The organism is Pseudomonas sp. NPDC087614 (genome assembly GCF_044743485.1).
In the GTDB taxonomy this organism is placed as follows: Bacteria; Pseudomonadota; Gammaproteobacteria; order Pseudomonadales; family Pseudomonadaceae; genus Aquipseudomonas; species Aquipseudomonas baetica_A.
Map to the genome: position 1 here is coordinate 1 of NZ_JBIUWN010000013.1, position 16,423 is coordinate 16,423.

15 protein-coding genes and 1 pseudogene are annotated in these 16,423 nt (G+C 59.0%); 8 read left to right on the top strand and 8 right to left on the bottom strand.

The features are described 5' to 3' along the window. Window positions 1-15: 15 nt before the first annotated feature. Window positions 16-243 (top strand): annotated as a pseudogene (locus ACIOWA_RS07465) (ATP-dependent Clp protease adaptor ClpS); the annotation flags it as partial. Window positions 244-273: 30 nt separating this feature from the next. After that, entirely contained in the window at window positions 274-2,544 is a 2,271-nt protein-coding gene (clpA, locus tag ACIOWA_RS07470; RefSeq protein WP_339434112.1) for an ATP-dependent Clp protease ATP-binding subunit ClpA, read from the top strand. Window positions 2,545-3,367: 823 nt separating this feature from the next. Here the strand turns inward: clpA and infA are convergent. From infA to aat, 3 genes are all read right to left on the bottom strand, one after another. Continuing rightward, window positions 3,368-3,586 (bottom strand): translation initiation factor IF-1, encoded by a 219-nt coding sequence (gene infA / locus ACIOWA_RS07475; RefSeq protein ID WP_002553999.1) that lies wholly within the window; start codon window positions 3,584-3,586, stop codon window positions 3,368-3,370. Window positions 3,587-3,698: 112 nt separating this feature from the next. Further along, a complete protein-coding gene (locus ACIOWA_RS07480; protein ID WP_339434079.1) occupies window positions 3,699-4,406 on the bottom strand; it encodes an arginyltransferase in 708 nt (235 codons plus the stop codon). A gap of 57 nt (window positions 4,407-4,463) precedes the next feature. Then, complete coding sequence (gene aat / locus ACIOWA_RS07485; RefSeq protein WP_339434080.1) at window positions 4,464-5,144, bottom strand: leucyl/phenylalanyl-tRNA--protein transferase; 681 nt, start codon at window positions 5,142-5,144, stop codon at window positions 4,464-4,466. 536 nt (window positions 5,145-5,680) lie between these two features. Between aat and ACIOWA_RS07490 the strand changes: the two genes are divergently transcribed. From ACIOWA_RS07490 to cysG, 6 genes are all read left to right on the top strand, one after another. Beyond that, window positions 5,681-8,089 (top strand): DNA translocase FtsK 4TM domain-containing protein, encoded by a 2,409-nt coding sequence (locus ACIOWA_RS07490; RefSeq protein ID WP_339434081.1) that lies wholly within the window; start codon window positions 5,681-5,683, stop codon window positions 8,087-8,089. 79 nt (window positions 8,090-8,168) lie between these two features. Further along, entirely contained in the window at window positions 8,169-8,789 is a 621-nt protein-coding gene (gene lolA, locus ACIOWA_RS07495) for an outer membrane lipoprotein chaperone LolA (protein ID WP_339434082.1), read from the top strand. 57 nt (window positions 8,790-8,846) lie between these two features. Beyond that, on the top strand, window positions 8,847-10,169 hold the full coding sequence (locus ACIOWA_RS07500; protein ID WP_339434083.1) for a replication-associated recombination protein A: 1,323 nt from the start codon (window positions 8,847-8,849) through the stop codon (window positions 10,167-10,169). Then, on the top strand, window positions 10,169-10,543 hold the full coding sequence (gene crcB / locus ACIOWA_RS07505) for a fluoride efflux transporter CrcB (protein ID WP_339434084.1): 375 nt from the start codon (window positions 10,169-10,171) through the stop codon (window positions 10,541-10,543). Before ACIOWA_RS07500 ends, crcB begins: the two co-directional genes overlap by 1 nt. 15 nt (window positions 10,544-10,558) lie before the next feature. Beyond that, window positions 10,559-11,839 (top strand): serine--tRNA ligase, encoded by a 1,281-nt coding sequence (gene serS, locus ACIOWA_RS07510; protein ID WP_221730371.1) that lies wholly within the window; start codon window positions 10,559-10,561, stop codon window positions 11,837-11,839. After that, window positions 11,840-13,234: a siroheme synthase CysG gene (cysG, locus tag ACIOWA_RS07515; protein WP_401159070.1), complete on the top strand. Its 1,395-nt coding sequence runs from the start codon at window positions 11,840-11,842 to the stop codon at window positions 13,232-13,234. It begins immediately after the preceding gene. A 116-nt stretch (window positions 13,235-13,350) separates the two neighbouring features. Here the strand turns inward: cysG and ACIOWA_RS07520 are convergent, their stop codons facing one another. The 5 genes from ACIOWA_RS07520 to tusC all read right to left on the bottom strand — a co-directional run bounded on the left by ACIOWA_RS07520 (window position 13,351) and on the right by tusC (window position 16,423). Then, complete coding sequence (locus ACIOWA_RS07520) at window positions 13,351-14,352, bottom strand: glutathione S-transferase family protein (protein ID WP_401159072.1); 1,002 nt, start codon at window positions 14,350-14,352, stop codon at window positions 13,351-13,353. A gap of 91 nt (window positions 14,353-14,443) precedes the next feature. Then, entirely contained in the window at window positions 14,444-15,445 is a 1,002-nt protein-coding gene (locus ACIOWA_RS07525; protein ID WP_339434087.1) for a glycosyl transferase family protein, read from the bottom strand. Then, on the bottom strand, window positions 15,442-15,777 hold the full coding sequence (locus ACIOWA_RS07530) for a TusE/DsrC/DsvC family sulfur relay protein (RefSeq protein ID WP_401159074.1): 336 nt from the start codon (window positions 15,775-15,777) through the stop codon (window positions 15,442-15,444). Before ACIOWA_RS07530 ends, ACIOWA_RS07525 begins: the two co-directional genes overlap by 4 nt. Next, complete coding sequence (gene tusB / locus ACIOWA_RS07535; protein ID WP_339434089.1) at window positions 15,774-16,067, bottom strand: sulfurtransferase complex subunit TusB; 294 nt, start codon at window positions 16,065-16,067, stop codon at window positions 15,774-15,776. Before tusB ends, ACIOWA_RS07530 begins: the two co-directional genes overlap by 4 nt. Beyond that, entirely contained in the window at window positions 16,067-16,423 is a 357-nt protein-coding gene (gene tusC, locus ACIOWA_RS07540; protein ID WP_339434090.1) for a sulfurtransferase complex subunit TusC, read from the bottom strand. Before tusC ends, tusB begins: the two co-directional genes overlap by 1 nt.

The following is a 16,423-nucleotide window of genomic DNA, read 5'->3' on the forward strand; positions in this document are numbered from 1 at the left end:
TACAAGGTGGTTTAGTACAACGAGGACTACCCCCCGATGGATTTCGTCGTCGAAGTGCTCGAGGTGTTTTTTAACCTGAATCGCGAGCTGGCGACCAAGGACATGCTGGCCGTCCACACAGAAGGGCGGGCAGTCTGGGGAGTGGTTACCCGCGACATCGCCGAGACAAAGGCCCTGCAGGTCAACCAGTACGCCAGGGAAAGCCAGCATCCGCTACTCTGTGAAATCGAGAAGGACGGTTAATCGCCGACCACTTGGGTATGAGGTGAAGCTATGTTAAACCGCGAGCTCGAAGTCACCCTCAATCTTGCCTTCAAGGAGGCTCGTTCGAAGCGTCATGAGTTCATGACCGTCGAACACCTCCTGTTGGCCTTATTGGACAATGAGGCTGCCGCCACCGTTTTGCGTGCCTGCGGCGCAAACCTCGACAAACTCAAGCATGACCTGCAGGAGTTCATCGACTCCACCACGCCATTGATCCCCGTTCATGACGAAGATCGCGAAACCCAGCCAACCCTGGGCTTCCAGCGTGTACTGCAGCGTGCTGTTTTTCACGTACAGAGCTCGGGCAAACGCGAAGTGACTGGCGCCAATGTGCTGGTTGCAATCTTCAGTGAGCAAGAGAGTCAGGCCGTGTTTCTGCTGAAACAGCAGAGCGTTGCGCGCATCGATGTCGTCAACTACATCGCTCACGGCATTTCCAAAGTGCCGGGGCATGGCGATCACTCTGAAGGTGAGCAAGACATGCAGGACGACGAGGGCGGTGAGTCTTCTTCTTCAGGCAATCCTCTGGATGCTTATGCCAGCAACCTCAACGAACTCGCGCGTCAGGGGCGGATTGATCCGCTGGTCGGCCGTGAGTCGGAAGTCGAGCGTGTCGCGCAGATCCTGGCGCGGCGGCGCAAAAACAATCCGCTGTTGGTCGGCGAGGCAGGCGTGGGTAAAACCGCTATTGCCGAAGGCTTGGCCAAACGCATTGTCGACAACCAGGTCCCTGATCTGTTGGCCAGCAGCGTTGTTTATTCGCTCGATCTCGGTGCTCTGCTCGCGGGCACCAAATATCGCGGTGATTTCGAGAAGCGCTTCAAGGCGTTGCTCAATGAGCTGAAAAAGCGTCCTCAGGCGATCCTGTTCATCGACGAGATTCACACCATCATTGGTGCTGGCGCTGCATCCGGTGGTGTCATGGACGCTTCGAATCTGCTCAAGCCACTGCTGTCGTCTGGCGATATTCGCTGCATCGGCTCGACCACGTTTCAGGAGTTTCGCGGCATCTTCGAGAAGGATCGTGCTTTGGCGCGGCGCTTCCAGAAGGTCGATGTCGTCGAGCCGTCGGTGGAAGACACTATCGGTATCCTGCGCGGCCTGAAGGGTCGTTTCGAGGCGCACCACAACATCGAGTACAGCGATGAGTCGTTGCGTGCCGCCGCTGAACTGGCGTCGCGTTACATCAATGATCGACACATGCCGGACAAGGCCATCGACGTAATCGATGAGGCGGGTGCCTACCAGCGTTTGCAACCGGTCGAGAAGCGCGTCAAGCGTATCGAAGTGCCGCAGGTTGAAGATATCGTGGCGAAAATCGCGCGTATTCCGCCGAAGCACGTCACCAGTTCCGATAAGGAACTGCTGCGTAACCTGGAGCGTGACCTGAAGCTGACGGTGTTTGGTCAGGATGCGGCGATCGACTCGCTGTCCACTGCGATCAAGCTGTCCCGTGCCGGCCTCAAGTCGCCTGATAAACCGGTGGGGTCGTTCCTTTTCGCAGGGCCTACCGGTGTCGGTAAAACCGAAGCCGCGCGGCAACTGGCCAAGGCGTTGGGGATCGAACTGGTTCGCTTCGACATGTCCGAATACATGGAACGTCACACCGTATCGCGTCTGATCGGTGCCCCTCCAGGTTATGTCGGCTTCGATCAGGGCGGTCTGTTGACCGAGGCGATCACCAAGCAGCCGCACTGCGTATTGCTGCTCGATGAAATCGAGAAGGCGCACCCGGAAGTCTTCAACCTGCTGCTGCAGGTGATGGACCACGGTACGCTCACTGACAACAACGGGCGCAAAGCGGACTTCCGCAACGTGATCGTGATCATGACCACCAACGCTGGTGCCGAAACGGCAGCTCGTGCTTCGATTGGTTTCACCCATCAGGACCACTCGTCCGATGCGATGGAAGTGATCAAGAAGAGCTTCACGCCGGAATTCCGCAACCGTCTGGACACCATTATCCAGTTTGGTCGCCTCAGTCATGAGGTCATCAAAAGTGTGGTGGACAAGTTCCTTACCGAGCTTCAGGCGCAGTTGGAAGACAAGCGTGTGCTGCTGGAAGTTACCGATGCGGCGCGCAGTTGGCTGGCGGCGGGTGGTTACGACTCTGCCATGGGCGCTCGTCCGATGGCGCGTCTGATCCAGGACAAGATCAAGCGTCCGCTGGCGGAGGAGATTCTGTTTGGTGAGCTGGCCGAGCATGGCGGTGTGGTTCACATCGACATCAAGGACGGTGAAATGACGTTTGACTTCGAAACCACGGCTGAGATGGCCTGACGGCTTGGTGTTGATTGGGAAGGCGCCTTCGGGCGCCTTTTTTGTTTTTTTTGGGGGGGGGTTGGGTTTTGGGTGAATATCCGTTGCTGCGGTGATGGCTTATTACGGTTTCGCCCTTACGGCGACTCACTTTTTTTCAAACGCCAAAAAAAGTAAGCAAAAAACGCTTGCTCCTACGTTCGGCCCGCTCGCTGGGGCTCGGGGTTCCTTCGCTCCGGGATCGATCCGGGCGCAGCGCCTACGGTTTGCTTCGCTGCACCTCCTCTCGCTGTGTTTGGCTTCGCCAAACGGTCGCTGCGCTCCCACCCCCGGATCAATCCCTCCACTCAGCCTTCCGACGTCGCCTTGCAGATCAAAAGCTGCAGCCGAGCTAACGCTCATCCTGTTGAGCAGTGAAAAGCGGGCGCTGTTTGCTGTTGGTTTTTTGTGGGCGCTGGCTTGCCAGCGATGGCGGCCTGCGAGCCGACCATCTCTGACTAATCGCGCCCAATCCAGCTGTGGGGGCGAGCTTGCTGGCGAAGACGGCTTACCAGCCACCGAATTTTCACTGAACACACCCAGTCCCCATGTAGGAGCTGCCGAAGGCTGCGATCTTTTGATCTGCTTTGGCTTTGGCTTTTGATCTGTTGCTCAACCGTAGCGAGGGAGCACTGAGCCTCAGCGAAGTGCCGTGCGTCAGGGGCAAAGCCTTTTGGTGTTTTTTTGCTGGGCCGGCACTCCGGCGTTTGAAAAAGGGATCCGCAGCAGCGGATATACACACAAAACCATTAAAGTGCAGACACAAAAACGCCCGGCATAAACCGGGCGTTCTGTATTGACTTGATTAGCGAGCGCGGTAAGTGATGCGCCCTTTGCTCAAGTCATAGGGCGTCAGCTCGACGCGCACTTTGTCACCGGTAAGAATACGAATGTAGTTCTTGCGCATCTTGCCGGAAATATGCGCGGTTACGACGTGCCCATTTTCCAACTCCACACGAAACATGGTGTTGGGCAGGGTGTCGACGACAGTGCCTTCCATTTCGAAGCTGTCTTCTTTCGACATGCAGTAAAGCCCTCGGTATCCAATGAATGGCCCGGTGCAACTGCGCCAGGCAAAAGCGGCGTGCATTGTGCCCGAAAAATGGCGTTTACGCCAAGGGGTTTAGGGTTTGGGTTTAGTTCAGGATCACCCAGCGCTGATTAATCAGCAGTTCGATGGGGCGATACTGGGTCTTGTAGTTCATCTTTTTGCAGTTCTTGATCCAGTAACCCAGGTAAACCGCCTCAAGCCCCATGCGTTGGCTTTCGGCAATTTGCCACAGGATGGCGAAGCGGCCCAGGCTGCGGCGCTCTTCGGCGGGCTCGTAGAAGGTGTACACCGCTGACAAGCCGTTTGGTAGCAAATCGGTCACTGCCACCGCCAGCAACCGTCCGTCGAGACGAAATTCGTAAAAGCGCGAGAAGGGCAGGTCGCGAACCAGAAACGTGGAGAATTGATCGCGGCTCGGCGGATACATGTCGCCGTCAGCGTGACGCTGTTCGATGTAGCGCTGGTACAGGTCGAAATATTCTTCGCTGAATTTGGGTTTGGCCGGATGAACCTGCAAATCGGCGTTGCGCTTGAAAATGCGCTTCTGCTGACGATTGGGGGTGAACAGCGCCACCGGAATGCGTGCAGGCACGCACGCATTGCAATTCTGGCAATGGGGGCGATACAGATGATCGCCGCTGCGACGAAAGCCCATTTCCGACAGATCTGCGTAAACATGCACATCCATGGGCTGGCTCGGATCGAGAAACAGGGTCGTGGCCTGCTCCTCGGGCAGATAACTGCAAGAGTGGGGCTGAGTGGCATAGAACTTCAAACGCGCCAACTCGGTCATGATCAACCCTCGGGGTAAGCTGGTGAATTAAGTGTAAGCCACGCGCGCAAAAGTCGCTCAGCAAACCCAGGTCGCATCATTGGGCTGATCCAGATGCCGAGCCAGATATTCCGCGAATTCGTGGCGGGGAATCGCCCGGGCGCCAAGGCTGTGCAGATGATCGGTCGGCATCTGGCAGTCGATCAGCACAAAACCCGAGTCCTTCAGGTGCTGCACCAAGGTGGCAAAGCCATATTTGGAGGCGTTATCCGCGCGGCTGAACATCGATTCACCAAAAAACAGCTGTCCCATCGCCAAGCCATACAGGCCGCCGACCAGTTTGCCCTGATCCCGGACTTCCACTGAATGAGCGAAGCCGCGCCGATGCAATTCAATGTAGGCCTCCTGCATGGCTTCGGTGATCCAGGTGCCATCGGCATAGTCCCGTGGGGCGGCGCAGGCGTGGATCACCGCCTCAAAGTCCTGATCGAAGGTGACCTGGTAGCGTGCTTTGCGCAGTAATTTGCCGAGGCTGCGCGAGACATGCAGTTCGTCGGGAAATAGCACGGTGCGAGGGTCTGGTGACCACCAAAGAATAGGCTGGCCCTCGGAAAACCATGGGAAGCAGCCATGACGATAAGCCTGAATCAAGCGATCGGCGGACAGATCGCCGCCCGCGGCGAGCAGTCCATTGGGGTCGCGCATGGCCTTTTCCAGCGGCGGAAAAGTCAGGGAATTACGTTGTAACCAAGTCAGCATGGCATCCAGGCTTGCAGAAGGGGAGGGTGATGTGGGCTGTTAGCCCGCGCTAAAGTGTGCCGTTAAATGGCGCGAATGTCGTGCCGATCCTGCCTGGCGTTTGCAGTGTTGCAACTTGGCAAGCTTGATGCGGTCGTAAGCGAGCGGCGTGGTCGGGCATGCAACAGGCTTGACGGGCAGTCAGTGACAGGTTGCGAGGTGTGGGTGGCAATGCTTCGCTATGTTCATCAAATACACCTCATAAGCCTTTGTCACAAAAGACAATGCATGCTCAAATTGAATCGCAGGTTCTGTACGCTTGGCTATGCTCAAACCTGGGCGTTGAAGCATGGCATCAGACGCACAAACCCGTACAATGCCGGGCTGTTACAGAATATTCGCTGCGTGCGATGCTTATGGCTGTGTTTATGAAAGCATCAGTGCAATGTTAAAAGTAGTCTCAGTTGTGCCCGTCAACTTTTCACCTGCCTGGATTGGGCAGTTTTTTATCGTCATTCAATAGATGGACGCGCCTTGGGCGCAGGAAAAGAAGCGTTTTGAAGAAATCCACCGAAGCACCAAAAACAGTCGTTCCGCTCTGGCGCCAGCAATTGCACTACCGGCTCAAGGAAGGTGCATTGATCGCCATCGGCGCTTTGTGCCTGTTCCTGATGATGGCCTTGCTGACCTACGGCAAGGACGATCCGGGCTGGAGCCACAACAGCAAGATCGACGACGTACAGAATTTCGGCGGCCCGGCGGGCTCTTACAGCGCCGATATCCTGTTCATGGTGCTCGGTTATTTTGCCTATATCTTCCCCTTGCTACTGGCGATCAAGGCCTATCAGATCTTCCGTCAGCGCCACGAGCAGTGGCAGTGGAGCGGCTGGCTGTTCTCCTGGCGGCTGATCGGTCTGGTGTTTCTGGTGTTGTCCGGCGCTGCGCTGGCACACATCCACTTTCACGCCGCGACCGGTCTGCCGGCCGGTGCCGGCGGAGCCTTGGGCGAGAGTCTCGGCGATCTGGCGAAGAATGCGCTGAATATCCAGGGCAGCACGCTGCTGTTCATCGCGCTGTTTCTGTTCGGCCTGACCGTCTTCACCGACTTGTCGTGGTTCAAGGTGATGGACATCACTGGCAAGATCACCCTCGACCTGTTCGAGCTGTTTCAGGGCGCGCTCAACCGCTGGTGGTCGGCGCGCACCGAACGCAAGCAACTGGTTGCACAACTGCGTGAAGTCGATGACCGAGTCCATGATGTCGTTGCTCCGACTGTCACCGACAAACGTGAGCAGGCCAAGGTCAAAGAGCGCTTGATCGAACGCGAGCAGGCCCTGAGCAAACACATGTCCGAGCGCGAGAAACAGGTGCCGCCGGTCATCGCGCCAGCCCCGGTCAAGGCGCCGGAGCCAAGCAAGCGTGTGCAGAAAGAGAAGCAGGCGCCGTTGTTCGTTGACAGCGCCGTGGAAGGCACTTTGCCGCCAATCTCGATCCTCGACCCGGCGGAAAAGAAACAACTCAATTACTCGCCGGAGTCCCTGGCTGCGGTCGGCCACCTTCTGGAGATCAAACTCAAGGAGTTCGGTGTCGAGGTGTCCGTGGATTCGATTCACCCGGGCCCGGTGATTACCCGTTATGAAATTCAGCCCGCCGCCGGCGTCAAGGTCAGCCGCATCGCCAACCTGGCGAAAGACCTTGCGCGCTCCCTGGCCGTGACCAGTGTGCGTGTGGTCGAAGTCATTCCGGGCAAGACCACGGTCGGTATCGAGATCCCGAACGAAGACCGGCAGATCGTGCGCTTCTCCGAAGTGCTGTCGACGCCTGAGTACGACAACTTCAAATCGCCGGTCACGTTGGCGTTGGGTCACGATATCGGCGGCAAACCGGTCATTACCGATCTGGCGAAGATGCCGCACTTGCTGGTAGCCGGTACCACCGGTTCCGGTAAGTCGGTGGGTGTGAACGCGATGATTCTGTCGATCCTGTTCAAGTCCGGCCCGGAAGACGCCAAACTGATCATGATCGACCCGAAAATGCTTGAGCTGTCGATCTACGAAGGCATTCCGCATTTGCTCTGCCCGGTGGTCACCGACATGAAGGACGCCGCCAATGCCCTGCGCTGGAGCGTCGCGGAGATGGAGCGTCGCTACAAGCTGATGGCGAAGATGGGCGTGCGTAACCTGTCCGGCTTCAACGCCAAGGTCAAGGAAGCGCAGGATGCCGGAGAGCCGTTGAGCGATCCGCTGTACAAGCGTGAAAGCATTCATGACGAAGCGCCGCTGCTGAGCAAGCTGCCGACCATCGTCGTGGTCGTCGATGAATTCGCCGACATGATGATGATCGTCGGCAAGAAGGTTGAGGAGTTGATTGCCCGGATCGCGCAGAAGGCGCGTGCCGCGGGTATTCACCTGATCCTTGCGACCCAGCGGCCGTCGGTGGACGTGATCACCGGTCTGATCAAGGCCAACATTCCGACGCGTATGGCGTTCCAGGTGTCGAGCAAGATCGACTCGCGGACCATCATCGACCAGGGCGGCGCCGAACAACTGCTTGGCCACGGTGACATGCTCTACATGCCACCGGGCACCAGCCTGCCTATTCGGGTTCACGGCGCGTTCGTTTCCGACGATGAAGTACACCGCGTGGTTGAAGCGTGGAAACTGCGCGGCGCACCGGAGTACAACGACGACATCCTCAACGGTGTCGAAGAGGCGGGCAGCGGCTTTGAGGGCAGCAGCGGTGGTGGCGACGGCGATGATCCGGAAGCCGATGCGCTATATGACGAAGCGGTTCAGTTCGTCCTCGAAAGCCGCCGCGCATCGATTTCCGCGGTGCAGCGCAAGCTGAAAATCGGCTACAACCGCGCCGCGCGAATGATCGAGGCCATGGAAATGGCCGGTGTCGTCACTTCAATGAACACCAATGGGTCGCGTGAAGTCCTGGCTCCGGGCCCGGTACGCGACTGATTCAGCGCCCCTGATGACTAACAAAAGGACGGTGCAATGATGCGCCGTCCCCTCCCAACGAGTATTCAAGAGGACTCCCATGCGTCTTATCCGCATGCTGTTGCCAGTACTGGCTTTGACCACACTCACGGCCCACGCCGATGACAAGGACGTGGCTCGTCTGACCCAATTGCTGGAAACCTCCAAGACCCTGACTGCTAACTTCTCGCAACTGACCCTCGACGGCAGCGGCACTCAGTTGCAGGAAACCACCGGTGACATGACCCTGCAGCGCCCGGGCCTGTTTTACTGGCACACCAATGCGCCGGCCGAGCAGACCATGGTCTCCGACGGCAAGAAAGTCACCCTGTGGGACCCGGATCTGGAACAGGCCACCATCAAGAAGCTCGACGAACGTCTGACCCAGACTCCAGCGCTGCTGCTGTCGGGTGACGTGTCGAAAATCAGCCAGAGCTTCGACATCTCGGCGAAAGAGGCGGGTGGCGTGATCGACTTCACCCTCAAGCCGAAAACCAAGGACACCCTGTTCGACAGCCTGCGTCTGTCGTTCCGCAACGGTCTGCTCAATGACATGCAACTGATCGACAGCGTTGGTCAGCGCACCAACATCCTGTTTACCGGGGTGAAGGCCAACGAAGCGGTGCCGGCGTCCAAGTTCAAGTTCGACATCCCGAAAGGTGCCGACGTCATTCAGGAATAAGCTCCCACAGGAGCAATCATCGGTCTCAAGATCTACTAGAGGTTTCAACGGTACGTGATGGATCTGTTTCGCAGTGCACCGATTGCCCAGCCGCTGGCCGCGCGTTTACGTGCGACCAATCTGGATGAGTATGTCGGTCAGGAGCACGTGCTCGCTCGCGGCAAGCCTCTGCGTGAGGCGCTGGAGCAGGGTGCCCTGCATTCGATGATCTTCTGGGGGCCGCCGGGCGTGGGCAAGACCACGCTGGCGCGGTTGCTCGCCGAAGTCTCGGACGCGCACTTCGAAACAGTCTCGGCAGTTCTCGCCGGGGTCAAAGAGATCCGTCAGGCTGTTGAAATCGCCAAGCAGCAGGCCGGCCAGTACGGCAAGCGCACGATTTTGTTCGTCGATGAAGTGCACCGCTTCAACAAGTCCCAGCAGGATGCATTTCTGCCGTACGTTGAAGACGGCACGCTGATTTTCATCGGCGCCACCACCGAAAACCCTTCGTTCGAACTGAACAACGCCTTGTTGTCGCGGGCTCGCGTCTACGTGCTGAAAAGCCTCGACGAGGCGGCGCTGCGCAAGCTTGTACACCGCGCGCTCAGCGAAGAGCGTGGCTTGGGCAAGCGCAACCTGACGTTGAGCGATGAAGGCTTCCAGATGCTGTTGTCCGCCGCCGATGGCGATGGGCGGCGGCTGCTCAATCTCCTGGAGAATGCTTCGGATCTGGCCGAAGACGACAGCGAGATCGGCATCGAACTCCTGCAAAGTCTGCTCGGTGACACCCGTCGTCGCTTCGACAAGGGCGGTGAGGCGTTCTATGACCAGATATCCGCGCTGCACAAATCAGTGCGTGGTTCCAATCCGGATGGCGCGCTGTACTGGTTTGCACGGATGATCGACGGCGGTTGCGACCCGCTGTACCTGGCCCGGCGCGTGGTGCGCATGGCCAGCGAAGATATCGGCAATGCCGACCCGCGTGCCCTCAGCCTTTGCCTGGCGGCGTGGGAAGTGCAAGAACGCCTCGGCAGTCCGGAAGGCGAGTTGGCGGTGGCTCAGGCCATTACGTATCTGGCCTGCGCACCGAAAAGCAATGCGGTGTACATGGGCTTCAAAACCGCTTTGCGCGCGGCCGCTGAAAACGGCTCGCTGGAGGTGCCGCTGCATCTGCGCAACGCACCGACCAAGCTGATGAAACAACTGGGCTACGGCGACGAATACCGTTATGCCCATGACGAGCCGGACGCCTATGCGGCCGGCGAAGACTATTTCCCGGAAGAACTCGAGCCGATTCCCTTCTATCAGCCGGTGCCGCGTGGCCTGGAATTGAAGATCGGCGAGAAGCTCAATCACCTTGCCCAACTCGACCGTTTAAGCCCAAGACAGCGGAGAAAATAGTGATTCCATTGATAGTTGCGGTCTCCATCGGCGGGGCCGCCGGTACATTGTTGCGCTTTGTTACCGGCAATTGGATCAATGCCAATTGGCCGCGGCACTTCTATACCGCGACGCTGGCCGTTAATATCGTGGGCTGTCTGCTGATTGGCGTGTTGTACGGCCTGTTTTTGATCCGCCCGGACGTGCCGATTGAGTTGCGTGCCGGGTTGATCGTTGGCTTCCTGGGTGGGCTGACGACTTTTTCATCCTTTTCACTGGATACGGTGCGCCTGCTGGAAAGCGGGCAAGTGCCGCTGGCCCTGGGCTATGCGGCGCTCAGCGTATTCGGCGGGCTGCTCGCAACGTGGGCTGGCCTGTCTTTGACCAAACTTTGATAACGAGAAACCGACATGCTCGATTCCAAACTGTTACGTAGCAACCTTCAGGACGTAGCGGACCGCCTGGCTTCCCGTGGCTTTGCCCTGGATACCGCGCGCATCGAAGCGCTGGAAGAACAGCGCAAGACCGTCCAGACCCGCACCGAAGCATTGCAGGCTGAGCGTAACGCGCGTTCCAAATCCATCGGTCAGGCCAAACAGCGTGGCGAAGACATCGCACCGCTGATGGCGGACGTCGAGCGCATGGCGGGCGAACTGAGCGCCGGCAAAGTCGAGCTGGACGCAATTCAGACCGAACTGGACTCGATCCTGCTCGGTATCCCGAACCTGCCGCACGAATCCGTGCCGGTCGGCAAAGACGAAGATGACAACGTTGAAGTGCGCCGCTGGGGCACTCCGACCGCGTTCGATTTCCCGGTTCAGGACCACGTCGCCTTGGGCGAAAAGTTCGGCTGGCTGGACTTTGAAACCGCCGCCAAACTGTCCGGCGCACGTTTTGCCCTGCTGCGTGGCCCGATCGCCCGTCTGCACCGCGCACTGGCGCAGTTCATGATCAACCTGCACGTCAACGAGCACGGCTATGAAGAGGCTTACACGCCTTATCTGGTTCAGGCTCCGGCGCTGCAAGGTACCGGTCAATTGCCGAAGTTCGAAGAAGACCTGTTCAAGATCGCTCGCGAAGGCGAAGCCGATCTGTACCTGATCCCGACGGCGGAAGTGTCACTGACCAACATCGTCGCCGGCGAAATCGTCGATTCGAAACTGTTGCCGATCAAGTTCGTCGCCCATACCCCGTGCTTCCGTAGCGAGGCGGGTGCGTCGGGCCGTGACACCCGCGGCATGATCCGTCAGCACCAGTTCGACAAGGTTGAAATGGTCCAGATCGTTGAGCCGTCGACCTCGATGCAAGCGCTGGAAGGCCTGACCGCCAACGCCGAAAAAGTCCTGCAATTGCTCGGTCTGCCGTATCGCACCCTGGCGTTGTGCACCGGCGACATGGGCTTCAGCGCCGTCAAGACTTACGACCTGGAAGTGTGGATTCCGAGCCAGGACAAATACCGCGAAATCTCGTCGTGCTCCAACTGCGGCGATTTCCAGGCCCGTCGTATGCAAGCGCGGTTCCGCAATCCGGAAACCGGCAAGCCTGAACTGGTACACACCCTCAACGGTTCCGGTCTGGCTGTTGGCCGCACGCTGGTTGCCGTGCTGGAAAACTATCAGCAGGCCGACGGTTCGATCCGCGTGCCGGACGTGCTGAAGCCTTACATGGGTGGCCTTGAGGTCATCGGCTAAATGAAATATCTGCCGCTGTTTCACAACCTGCGCGGCAGTCGTGTGTTGGTCGTCGGCGGGGGGGAAATTGCCTTGCGCAAATCCCGCCTGCTGGCCGATGCCGGTGCGCAGCTGCGGGTGGTTGCACCTGAAATCGAAACACAGCTGCGTGAGCTGGTCGTGGCCAGCGGTGGCGAATGCCGGGTTCGCGGTTACGCGGAAGCGGATCTGGACGGTTGCGTGCTGATCATTGCCGCCACGGATGACGAAGCGCTCAACGCACAAGTCTCCACCGATGCCCATCGGCGTTGCGTGCCGGTCAACGTGGTCGACGCCCCGGCCTTGTGCAGCGTGATCTTCCCGGCGATCGTCGATCGCTCGCCGCTGATCGTTGCGATCTCCAGCGGCGGCGATGCGCCGGTGTTGGCCCGGTTGGTCCGCGCCAAGATCGAAACCTGGATTCCGTCGACCTACGGACAACTGGCCGGTCTCGCCGCGCGTTTCCGTAATCAGGTCAAAAGCCTTTTTCCGGATGTGCAGCAGCGTCGCGGGTTCTGGGAAGACGTGTTTCAGGGGCCGATTGCCGACCGGCAACTGGCCGGGCAGGGCGCCGAGGCCGAGCGGCTGCTGCAAGCGAAGATCGATGGCGAGGCCGACGTCACCACGGGTGAGGTATATCTGGTGGGAGCAGGGCCGGGTGATCCCGATCTGCTGACCTTCCGTGCGCTGCGTCTGATGCAACAGGCTGACGTCGTGCTGTATGACCGTTTGGTCGCACCGGCCATTCTTGATCTGTGCCGTCGCGATGCCGAGCGGGTTTACGTCGGTAAGCGTCGCGCCGACCACGCCGTGCCGCAGGATCAGATCAACCAGCAATTGGTCGATCTGGCCAAGGCCGGCAAGCGAGTCGTGCGATTGAAGGGCGGTGATCCGTTTATCTTCGGCCGTGGCGGCGAAGAGATCGAGGAGCTGGCCGCGCACGGCATTCCATTCCAGGTCGTACCCGGTATCACGGCAGCCAGCGGTTGTGCGGCGTACGCCGGGATTCCACTGACCCATCGTGATTACGCGCAGTCAGTGCGCTTTGTCACCGGGCATTTGAAGGACGGATCCACCGATCTGCCGTGGGCCGACCTCGTCGCCCCGGCGCAGACGTTGGTGTTCTACATGGGCCTGGTGGGGTTGCCGGTGATTTGCGAGCAGTTGATCAAGCACGGTCGCTCGGCGGACACCCCGGCAGCGCTGATTCAGCAGGGCACCACGGTCAATCAGCGCGTCTTCACCGGCACGCTGGCTGACTTGCCGCGAATGGTGGCAGAGCATGAAGTGCATGCACCGACATTGGTGATCGTCGGTGAAGTGGTGCAACTGCGCGAGAAACTGGCGTGGTTTGAGGGCGCTCAGGCGCAGGTCTGAAGATCGCGTCGTCTCATTCGCGAGCAAGCTCGCTCCCGCATTGGATTTGTGAACGACACAGATCTAGTGTGGGAGCGAGTTTGCTCGCGAAGAGGCCCTCAAAAACACCGAATCAACTAACCCCTCTGCCACACCCCTTTCCCGCCCAACCGCGCCCGATCATGGGCCTCAGTGAAGTCCTGCTCTGGCCCCTTCGGCACAACCCCCGTCGGATTGATGGTCTTGTGACTGCCGTAGTAGTGATGTTTGATGTGCTGAAAATCCACCGTCTCGGCAATCCCCGGCCACTGATACAGCTCACGTAGCCAGTTCGACAGGTTCGGGTAGTCGGCAATCCGCCGCAGGTTGCACTTGAAGTGCCCGTGATAGACCGCATCAAAGCGAATCAACGTGGTGAACAAACGGATATCTGCTTCCGTCAGGTACTCGCCGGATAGATAGCGATTGGCACCGAGCACGCGTTCCAGATGATCCAGTTCTGCAAACACCTCATCGAACGCTTCTTCATAAGCTTGTTGCGACGTGGCAAACCCGGCGCGATATACGCCGTTGTTCACGGCGGGATAGATCCGTTCATTCAGCGCATCGATTTCACCGCGCAGTGGCGCTGGGTAGAAGTCCAGATCGTTGGCGGTCAAATCATCGAAGGCGCTGTTGAACATGCGGATGATCTCCGCTGACTCGTTACTGACGATGCGCTTGAGCTTTTTGTCCCACAACACCGGCACCGTGACGCGACCGGTGTAGTCGGCGGTGTCAGCGGTGTAGCGCTGGTGCATGAAATCGAAGTGATCGAGCTTGTCACCGGTCGAGCCTAGCGACGTGTCGAAGGTCCAGCCGTTCTCCAGCATCAACCAACTGACTACCGAGACGTCGATCAGACTTTCCAGGCCTTTGAGTTTGCGCAGAATCAGCGTGCGATGCGCCCATGGACAGGCGAGGGAAACGTAGAGGTGATAGCGCCCGGCTTCGGCGGCAAAACCACCTTCACCGCTAGGGCCGGGCTTGCCGTCAGGGGTGACCCAGTGCCGGCGCTGCGCCTGTTCGCGCTGGAACGCGCCGTCCTTGGTGCTTTCGTACCACTTGTCCTGCCAAAGGCCATCCACTAATAAACCCATGTCCAAGGCTCCTGAAACCAATAATCGTTGGCGTCGAGTCTATTCCCATGAGTTCGAACAAAAAGCGCAAAGATCAGGCGCAAATGATCGGTTAAATCGATTTATCCCGCGCAGTCCAGTATTGCTCGGCGGTTTCGAACGCCTGCTCACGGCTCTGGCCGAGACCGCGCAGGGCGAGCGCCATGGTCGAGATCAACGCCATCTGCGGATAGCTGTCGACGACGTCGCCGCGCCACACGGCTTTCAAATGATCGACGTCCAGCGAGGCTGGTTTGACATGACGTTGCGCCGACATTTGCGGCCATTCCTCGTCCCAGCTCTCGCCGCCTGTGGTGCCGTACAGGTGACTGGTGGCATCCGGGTTGATCTCGATTTCGCCGCCATCACCCTTGACCACAATCGCCGTGTCACCGAGTAAACCACTGGCATCGCGGTGCACCGCCTGATAGCCCGGGTGGAAAATGCTTTGCAGCCCACAACGTGCGCCCAGCGGATTGAGAATCCGCGCCAGCGAGTGGATCGGTGAGCGCAGCCCCAACGTGTTGCGCAGGTCGATCATCTGTTGCAGTGGCGCCGCCCAGTCCACCAGCGGCATGAACGCCAGCCCGCCGTTGTCCAGTGCGACGGCGACCTGTTGCCAGTTGCGGCACAGCGGGATATTCAGTTCGCCCAGCACTTGCTCGCTGTACAGGCGTCCGGCGGTGTGCGCGCCGCCGCCGTGCATGAAGATGCGTATGCCGTTCTGCGCCAGGCACTTGGCCGCCAGCAGATACCACGGCAGATGACGTTTCTTGCCCGCGTAGGTCGGCCAGTCCAGGTCGACATTCAGCGCCGGCGCCTGCAATCGCTCACGCAGGGCCTCGGTGAAACCGGCCATTTCTTCGGCGCTTTCTTCCTTGTGCCGCAGCAACATCAGAAACGCGCCGAGCTGGGTGTCTTCGACCTTGTCGTCGAGCACCATGCCCATGGCTTCGCGGGCTTCCTCACGGGTCAGATCGCGGGCGCCGCGCTTACCCTTGCCCAGAATTCGCACAAATTGAGCGAACGGATGTTCGGCGGGTGTTTCGAGAGTGAGTGCTGGAAAGTCGGTCATAAGCAATTCGTCGGTTTGGGCAGGCCCGCCAGTTTCGCGGCGAGTTTGGCGGGGGTGCCTTTGAACAATCGGTTCAGGTGCAGGCTGTTGCCTTTGTCCGGTCCGAGTTTTAACGCGGTGTATTTGATCAGCGGTCGAGTGGCCGGCGAGAGCTGGAATTCGGCATAGAAGCTGCGCAGCAGTTCGAGGATTTCCCAGTGTTCAGGCGTCAACTCGATGCCTTCGGCGGCGGCGAGGGCGGCGGCGACATCGTGAGACCAATCGCTCAGATCAACCAGAAAGCCGTCTTTGTCCAGATCGATGGCGCGATCGCCGAGGGTCATGGAATTCATAGCCAACTGTTGACCTTGTCGTGCTGGATCGACAGTTCGACGAAGGCCGGATAATCGATCGCTTGCGCCCAGTCCGGAACCTGCACAGCACGGGCCTGTGCGTCTTCGGCCAAGACGAAAAGCTTGATTTGACGGTTTTGCAGTGCAGTGAATGGCGCGGTGTTCGGTTGTAGTGCGTACACCGCGTCCCCCGACAACAGCAATGCATCGGCGCTGCCGATCACGCGCAGGCAACTGGTCAGGCGATCGTCGCCGAATGGTGAGTGAGACAACACATGCAAAGTCGACATCAGAGGGTGATCACCTGGTCGTAACGGTCAATAAGGGCGGTGATTTGCTCGGCAGCGAGCGGTTGTGCTTCGTCCAGCGATAGATCGGCGAGGCCACGGGAACTGGCGCTGTCGGCGCAGTAGAACAGCTCTTCGACGCCAAACATCGGCAACGCTTGCAGGTTGGCGCTCAGGTCTTTCTGTTGCAGCGCCTTGGCGTTTTGTCCAGCGGCCAATTGCAGCACGCCGTCATCGAGAAACAACAGGCCGATCGGCAGATCGAAAGCACCGCCCGCCAGCACGATATCCAGCGCTTCGCGGGCGCCGGGGCCGGACCACGGTGATTGGCGGCTGACGATCAACAAGGATTTGGCCAT